Raw genomic sequence first — 8,206 nt, forward strand, 5'->3', positions numbered from 1 at the left:
TTATGCTTCGAGGGCTTTACTAATTAAGCGATCGATATATTGCTTATGCGCTTTAGCTGCGGTGTCTGCACCCCAAGGCACGCTCATATCAGCAATTTGATTTAACTGATAAAGCGCGGCAGCTTTGGCTAGGTTATCGTGCTTGCTCGCTTTGCCTAAACCAGCAATCGCGATTAGCTGATTCACATATTCAACTTGTAGATTGTGACTTAGGGTATTTGCTTTTTTGCTGTCTATAAAAATGCTTGCTGTTAAGTCATTCATAAATTGGTTAAGTGAATACTCGTTGCCATACATCGCACTGTCTGAAATACGCAGCATAACTGCTGGGTGTAACAACTGAGCAAGTACCAGCTTTTGCATACCTAAAATCATGCCATGTGGTTTAGGGTCTTCGTTCTTACCATAATGATTAAAACCACGACGCTGCTGTAGCAGGTAGTTATACAGTGGCTGCATGCTCGAAAGTACATTTGGCGAGAATACTTTGTCGGCTAACACTTGCATTGCATGTTGCTGGCGCTCAAGTGGTACTGGCGTAAATGGTGCACCATTTTTGTCATCGCCCACCACATTACGTTCTACATAAACACCACCAATTTGACGAGATACCACGCCTGCTTGTGTTCTATAGCTTCTAAATAAAATGTTGGCTGAGGTAACAAGTTGTTGGTATGACTCACCATTAACAGTGGCATTGTCTTTAAGTTCAGTAAACAGCTTATTGATAAGCTCCATACGGTCATCAGCATATGCGGCAGGATTAGATGACATATCGCCAATCATCACACGTGGGTCGATATGGCGGCCTGGGGCACGCATATCATCAGCATCATTACCAAACGCTAAAGCATGCTCAGATGAGCGTGCGAGAATTTTTTCAAGGCGCTGCTGCTCAGCTGCTTTATCAGCCAATGCTTGGCTGTAGCCGTACTCAATCGCCCAATCATCGTAAGGGCCAGGTTTTGTTTGGAAGATATCACCTTGTTGCATGCCAATAGGGGCAATGTTTGCTGGTGCATAGTCCATAACAGAACCTGTTACGATACCTTGCGTTTTACTCTTATCGTGAACTTCTTTTTCATCCCACAGGATAGATGATTTCATATTGTGGTTAAGACCAAGGGTATGGCCCACTTCGTGTAAAACAAGCTGAGTTAAGCCTTGGCGTAAAATCTCTTTGTCTTCAATGCTCGCACCTGTGCCTAAGCCTTTAGCAAGTAGCATGTTTTCTTGAATGCTGTGGCCCAATGAGCAATGTAAGTCTGTGCTGCTTTGGCTAGTTTCAAGCGTGGCTGCACCTTGAGTGTATAAGGTGTCGTACATCCAACGGTTTTTCATGAAAACATACTCTAACATGATGTCAGAGCCTAAGATTTCACCGGTTAATGGGTTCGCAAGGGCAGGACCATAACCGCCAAATGGAGGGCGCGGTGATGCAGTCCAACGTAATACGTTGTAGTTAATATCGCCCGCATCCCAATCAGCGTCATCAGGTTGTACTTTTACTTCGATGGCATTTTTAAAGCCTGCTTTTTCAAATGAGCTATTCCATGCTAGTACTGCATCACGAATAGTGTCTCGCCACTCAACTGGCGTAGTATTTTCAATCCACCAAGTAATCGGTTTAACTGGCTCTGAAAGTGCAGCTGATGGGTCTTTCTTTTGTAAGTCCCAGCGCTTGATGACATCTTCATAAGGTGCCCAATCTGCTGATGTCATATTGTCGAATTCGTTAGTAAAATAACCAATACGTGCGTCATCTTGGCGAGCTTGATAATCATTTTTCGGTAACGCGACAAATGAATGCTGTACTTTAATTGAAACATTACGAGGGTCGCTTACAGCTTTTGAACCTCGTACTGTTGGGTTAGCATTAGAAAATACATAATCCACCACAACATCTAGGTTATTTGGGTAAGGGCGCTGTTTAACAATACGCGATTTTTTGTCGTTTAACTTACCAAGTTTAAAGCGTTTGCTGGCATTTTTATCTTTTGGGTTTGCCCACGGTGATACTTTATGCAGTGCTTCACTTAAAAAGAGCTTATCAACTTTAAAAGCAATTTTACCGTCTTCTTCTTTTTCGATTTTAATACTCGCAAGCACAGCTTCGCTGATGTTGGCATCGGCAGAGCGTGCTAGGGCTGAGTTTTCATCAAATTTATAGCGTGGTGTTTTGCTTATAATATCAATGCGGTCAAAATATTTACGAAACTCAATTAGTTTTGTCTCACGGTATGCCCCTCTGAAGTGACCTGCGTCAGTAACACCATCAACGGTGTGAGCAAAGTACACAAATGGTGTATCAAGTTGAGATTGGTCGATCACCATTAAGTTATCGCCGGTTTTCGCATCTTGGTAAATGCTGAAAACACCGGCAAACTCGCTTTTATCTTTGATCATTTCAGCCAGTGTTTTTGGCTTCTTTTCTTCTTTTTTTGTTTCGGCGGCGTGGCCATTCATGGCAAACGCTAAGCTTAGTGCCAGCGCAATGTTTGTTATTTTCATTGTTAACTCGTTCCTTTAATTATTTCTCAATCAAGTTTAATGAATTAACCCTTTGATAAAAGGCTGTTTGTTAACAAGTGTGAAAGTAGTGTTGTAAGCTTCTGATATTAAGTGATTTTTGTTTGTAACAAATTGTTCTTAGATAAGTTTTGGTTTTTGTGTTGCCAATTTATCTGTTTTTGTAACAGTTCCTTACAAATGTCACATTAATGTTTCTGTCAGCTTTGGTATGATAGGGCCAGTGAAAATATTATAGGTGTAAGTTATGCGCACAAGTTTATTAAAATGGATCTTACCGTTTGTTGCATTAATCGTTGGTGTTGCTGGTTTTAAGGCAATAAACGCGATTGCTCAAGAGCCTAAAGACAAGGATGTAGTTGATGTGCGTCCTTTAGTACAGGTTGAGCCAATAGCAAGTGATGATCATCAAGTGATTATTAATAGTTACGGCGAAGTGAAACCGCTTGAAAGTACCTTACTTGCCTCGCAAGTGGCTGGTGAAGTTACAAGCTGGCACCCAAACTTTGTTGCGGGTGGCATCGTAGCTCGCGGTGAAGTGTTATTTACCATCGAAAAAGACAACTACGAAGCGGCTGTACTACAAGCTGAAGCGTCACTTGCCAGTGCTCAAGCGGCACTGATCGAAGAGCAAGCACAGGCTAAAGTGGCAGAGGATGAAGCAAGACGTTACCCAGAGCGTGAGCGCACCGACTTATTCCTACGTAAACCTCAAGTTTTAAGTGCACAAGCAGCTGTTAAATCAGCGCAAGCGGCATTAAAACGTGCCGAGCGTGACCTTGCTCGCTGTGAGGTGAAAGCACCTTACGATGCACTGGTGATCAGCCGTGAAATTGGTGTCGGTCAATACATCAATGTAGGCAGCCAAGTTGCTGAAATTAATAATATTGAAAGTGCAGAAATCATTGTACCAATTGCTGGTTTCGATAGTGTATTTTTGCCAAAACGCTTAAAAGGCGTTAAAGCGACCATTATCAATAAAGGCTTAAACAGCTTTACTCGTGAAGCCGAAATTGACCGTGACCTAGGCGTTGTTGATAACGCGACGCGTATGAGCAACTTAGTTGTTCGTGTTGATGACCCATACGGATTAAAGCATGACGTACAACCAATTAAATTTGGTGCTTACGTTCAAGTGAACTTTGCCGGTGCAACATTACAAAACATCTACCGTTTACCGCAGTCTTTAGTGAATAACCAAACGGTGTGGATTGTGAACGGCGAGAATAAACTTGAACCACGTAAAGTAACCGTAGTGCGTGAAGAAGGTGAGTATTTCTACATTAGCGATGGCCTTGAAGTGAATGACCAGTTGGTTCTGACGCTACCTGAGTATCCGCAAGAGGGTATGGAAGTGAAGATTGCTGGAATGAAAGAAATGACAAGCGATGCAGAAACTGCAGCGGTTGAAAAGCTTTAAGGTAGCACTATGACTGATACAAACACAGAAAAACAGTCTGGCCTTATTGCCTATTTTGCCAATAACTCGGTCGCTGCTAACTTAATGATGGTGTTTATCATCATCATGGGGATCATTAGTTATTTCACTATTCAGCGTCAGATGTTCCCGAATATTGAAATTAACTATATCGAGGTACAGGCCAATTATCCGGGTGCCTCACCACAGGAAATTGAAGAAAGTATTCTGATCAAAATTGAAGAGTCACTAAAAGATGTCACCGAAATTAAACGTGGTGTATATCGTTCGTTCCGAAATAGTGGCACTGCAAGTTTAGAGATCAACACAGATGCAGAGCTCACGGATGTACTCGATAAAGTGAAACTACGAGTAGACAGTATTGCGACTTTCCCTGCCGGCATGGAGCCGGTGACAATTAGCCAAGTTGAGTTTCGCCAAGACGTGATTGGTATGACGCTAGTGGGTGATATTCCACTGACTGAGTTAAAGCCTGTTGCAAACAAAATTGAAGATGAGTTATTGCAGTTATCTAATGTGTCGCTGGTACAAAACGATGTACCACTTGATGAGATTGCGATTGAAATTGACCCAGATTCACTTCGTCAATACAACCTTACTTTAAGTGAGGTGGCCAGTGCTGTACGTCGTTACTCTGCAAATATTTCAGCAGGTCAATTACGTACTGACGCAGGTATTATCTCGGTACGTGTTGAAAATCAATATTACAGCGGTGATGAGTTCCGCCAGATCCCAGTAAAAATTGGTGCTAATGGCGCGAAAGTACTGCTAAACGACATTGCTGTGATCAAAGACCAATTCACTGAAGGTGAACGCTATTTTAAATTTAATGGTGAAAATGCCGTTTATTTATCTGTAAAAGCAACTAAAGAACAAAATATGATCCCGGTTGCTGATTCAGTTAAAGCCTTTATTGAACAAAAGAATAAAGAGCTACCAGCCGGTCTTCGTCTTGTGCCACTGATGGACATGACTTATTACCTCAATGCCCGTTTAGACATGATGAAAACCAACCTTTTCCAAGGGGCTATCTTGGTGGCAATTATGCTGTCTATCTTCTTACGCTTTAAGCTAGCACTTTGGGTAATGATTGGTTTACCTGTGTGTTTCTTAGGTGCAATGATGATGATGCCATTATTTGGTATCAGTATTAATATCGTGTCGTTATTTGCCTTTATTATGGTACTCGGGATCGTGGTCGACGATGCCATAGTCATAGGGGAGAGCGCCTACACCGAAATTGAGAAAAAAGGCGGTGGTGTTGTAAACGTGGTAAATGGCGCAAAACGCGTTGCTACCCCAGCAACATTTGGTGTCTTAACAACAATTGCTGTATTTGCACCGTTTACATTATCAAGTGGTCCAGAGAGCGCATTCTTCTTTGGTATCGCCGTGGTGGTTATTCTGTGCCTGATATTTAGTTTGATTGAATCGAAACTTATTTTACCCGCACACATTGCCCATACTAAGTTTCCGCCAATTAATCCTAATAGCTGGCGAGCGCGTTTTAACAAACGTTTCTTTAACTTTGTAAATGGTCCATATAAGCGTTTTATTGAGCTGTGTGTTGAATGGCGCTGGTTTGTACTATTTGCGTTTGTCGGTTTATTGATTTTGACGTTTGGCTTAATTACATCAAACCAAGTGCGTGTGGTACCAACACCAAAAGTACCTCAGGACTTTCCGCAAATTCGTTTAGAAATGAATGAAAATGCCTCGGATATGCAAACAATTAATGCTATTCGTGAAATCGAAGCCATGGTTAACAAGGTAGATCAAGAGACAGAACGAGAGTTTGGCCAAAAGCTAATTCGCGATATCTTAGTGTTTAACCAAGGTCGTACTGAAGCACAATTACTTGCTCCGCTGGTAGATGAAGAGCTTCGCCCGTATAACGCATTCGAATTATCGCGTCGTTGGCGTGAACAAATGCCAAGCATCCCAGGTGTGAAATCACTGCAAATTTACGATGATGTAAATGGCGGTGGTATGGATGGTGAGTTTGGTTACTTACTTTACGGCCCAGATATCGATACCTTAAATGATGCAGGTCGTCGTTTCATCCAACTATTACAACAGCAAAAAGGCTTGTTTGATATTAGTTCGACCATCGATCCGGCGAGCAAAGAAGTACAATTAAGCTTAAAACCTGTGGCATATGATTTAGGTTTAGACCTTGCCAACATTGCTAACCAAGTAGGTGCAAGTTTCTACGGTGGTGAAGCTCAGCGTGTTATTCGTCGCGGTGAAGAAGTGCGTGTTATGGTTCGTTACCCGAAACTAACACGTGAAGCGTTTGCATCATTAAAGCACGCCGTGATCACAACACCTGCAGGTCAAGAGGTGATGCTGGGTGATGTTGTTGAACTGAACGAAAAACCAGGTATTAGCTATATTCGCCGTGAAGGTGGCTATCGTACTGTGTATATCTACGGCAGTATCGATGAAGAAGCGATTGAGCCGGGCGAAGTTGTTAAGCAAGTTGACGAGAACTTGTTGCCACAGTTAAAAGAAGAGTACCCGTCAGTTAAAACTGAGCTAGGTGGTTCTATTGAAGAACAACAAGCGCAAGCTAATGAGCAAATCATGTTCTTCATCGGCGGTATGATTTTAGTGTATATCTTGCTTGCTGTACCGCTTAAGAGCTATTCGCAGCCTCTAATTGTTATGTCGGTTATTCCATTTAGCTTAACCGGTGCTATTTGGGGTCACTTCTGGTTTGGTTTAGATATTAGCTTGATGTCGGGCTTTGGTTTGATTGCTGCGGCCGGTGTTGTAATTAATGACTCGTTAGTTATGACAGACTTTGTAAACCAAGCACGCCGCGAAGGTATTTCAACTCGCCAAGCGGTTATTGAAGCAGGTTGTGCGCGCTTTAGAGCAATCACCCTGACATCAATTACAACCTTTGCCGGTGTACTACCGATTATGTTCGAAACCAGCTTGCAAGCTAAGTTTGTAATTCCAATGGCGGTTGCACTTGGTTTTGCGGTTATGTTTGCAACTCTAATCACTTTAGTACTAGTACCTTGTTTGTACATTATCATGAGTGATGTAGGTAATGGCTTTTTGAATATATTCCGTTCTGGTCACCGAGTAACGACCAGAAGAAAGCTGGTGAAAGACTAAAGCTCTTTCTGTTTTAAAGCCAACCGAGCGGTTGGCTTTTTTGTTTCTGCATCTTTTGCTAGTAACTATTTGCTATATAAGACCTTTGGTTACATTCTTTTGTTTGATTTGTGATTCGGTCGCGATTATACTCAGTCTTGTTTTTGGCAAACTAACTGAAAAGTTAGGACGCAAAGTTTCCGGTCTAAGGTTTTAAACTATGATAGCGGGACCGCTGATAAGCACATAATCTAGTGCTTTGGATCTTTTGCCTCAAACTAAAAAGTATTTATTTTGTACGGTTGTTAGATAATGCCTATTAGTTGTTCTTAGGGTGATACTTTGTTTATGCATACGTCAATGGCCTCCGGGAAGTGGTTGCCGATTGGTTGCTTGAATCATCATACCCAACTATTTGTTGGTGATAGGGTGATTGTGACCTTTTATGACATGCAAGGAGAGCTAGTCGATTTATCATTCGAATATCCAATAGTCAGTACGGATCAAGGTGAGCCTCATAATTGGCCGCGCTCCGTTGCTGAGCATATTAATGTGCATATTCCGCTAGTAAAAGCTGGAAAAATGACTGATCAAGGTTTAGTGGTAGCCTATCGCTCAAACCAAATTTATGCCCTAGAAGGCTCGGGTATTACGCATGTAAAAGTGGCGTTTAATTGTATCGCCAAGTGTGAAGAGCGAGTAAAAGATAGTCTGCAAGATTATGACTATGTTTATCCTCAAGCATGCAACGATTACAGTGCAGGAATTAAGGTTTTACAACCTAAAACAGGCCATATTTATATGTGTAAACCATGGCCATTTAGCGAGTTTTGTCGTGTTAAAGATTCACACAACCCGCTATTTGAACCAGGTGTAGGAAAAAGCTGGGCTATGGCTTGGCAGCAAGTTTCACATTAAGAGTTTCCCCCTAAATGCTATTTTAGCATTGCTTAGCCCACTCAATTTGAGTGGGCTTTTTTAAATACCAACCCGCAATAATACTTAATCATTTTGAGGGATTAAACCTGTCGTTAACTGCGTTAAAAATTTCTCATTTAGAACAACTAAATAACGAAATTTTTGCCTTGTTATCAACGAGGTTTTATTGCCTCAAAATAGACTACTTAATTA

4 protein-coding genes and 1 riboswitch are annotated in these 8,206 nt (G+C 41.8%); of the genes, 3 read left to right on the forward strand and 1 reads right to left on the reverse strand.

The genetic code is table 11. The annotated features are described in order from the left end of the window. Nucleotides 1-2,511, reverse strand: a complete 2,511-nt coding sequence (locus BIZ38_RS13850) for a zinc-dependent metalloprotease (protein ID WP_187490530.1) — start codon at nucleotides 2,509-2,511, stop codon at nucleotides 1-3. A 265-nt stretch (nucleotides 2,512-2,776) separates the two neighbouring features. Here BIZ38_RS13850 and BIZ38_RS13855 point away from each other — a divergent pair, with 265 nt between their 5' ends. From BIZ38_RS13855 to BIZ38_RS13865, 3 genes are all read left to right on the forward strand, one after another. Beyond that, the gene (locus BIZ38_RS13855; protein ID WP_187490531.1) at nucleotides 2,777-3,949 is read left to right on the forward strand and encodes an efflux RND transporter periplasmic adaptor subunit; all 1,173 of its coding nucleotides are present in this window, start codon (nucleotides 2,777-2,779) and stop codon (nucleotides 3,947-3,949) included. Nucleotides 3,950-3,958: 9 nt separating this feature from the next. Then, nucleotides 3,959-7,096 (forward strand): efflux RND transporter permease subunit, encoded by a 3,138-nt coding sequence (locus BIZ38_RS13860; protein ID WP_187490532.1) that lies wholly within the window; start codon nucleotides 3,959-3,961, stop codon nucleotides 7,094-7,096. Between the two features lie 135 nt (nucleotides 7,097-7,231). Further along, nucleotides 7,232-7,315, forward strand: a riboswitch (cyclic di-GMP riboswitch). A gap of 108 nt (nucleotides 7,316-7,423) precedes the next feature. Beyond that, nucleotides 7,424-7,993, forward strand: a complete 570-nt coding sequence (locus BIZ38_RS13865; protein ID WP_054552308.1) for a hypothetical protein — start codon at nucleotides 7,424-7,426, stop codon at nucleotides 7,991-7,993. The last annotated feature ends 213 nt before the right edge of the window (nucleotides 7,994-8,206 follow it).

The organism is Pseudoalteromonas sp. BZK2 (assembly GCF_014349195.1).
In the GTDB taxonomy this organism is placed as follows: domain Bacteria; phylum Pseudomonadota; class Gammaproteobacteria; order Enterobacterales; family Alteromonadaceae; genus Pseudoalteromonas; species Pseudoalteromonas simplex.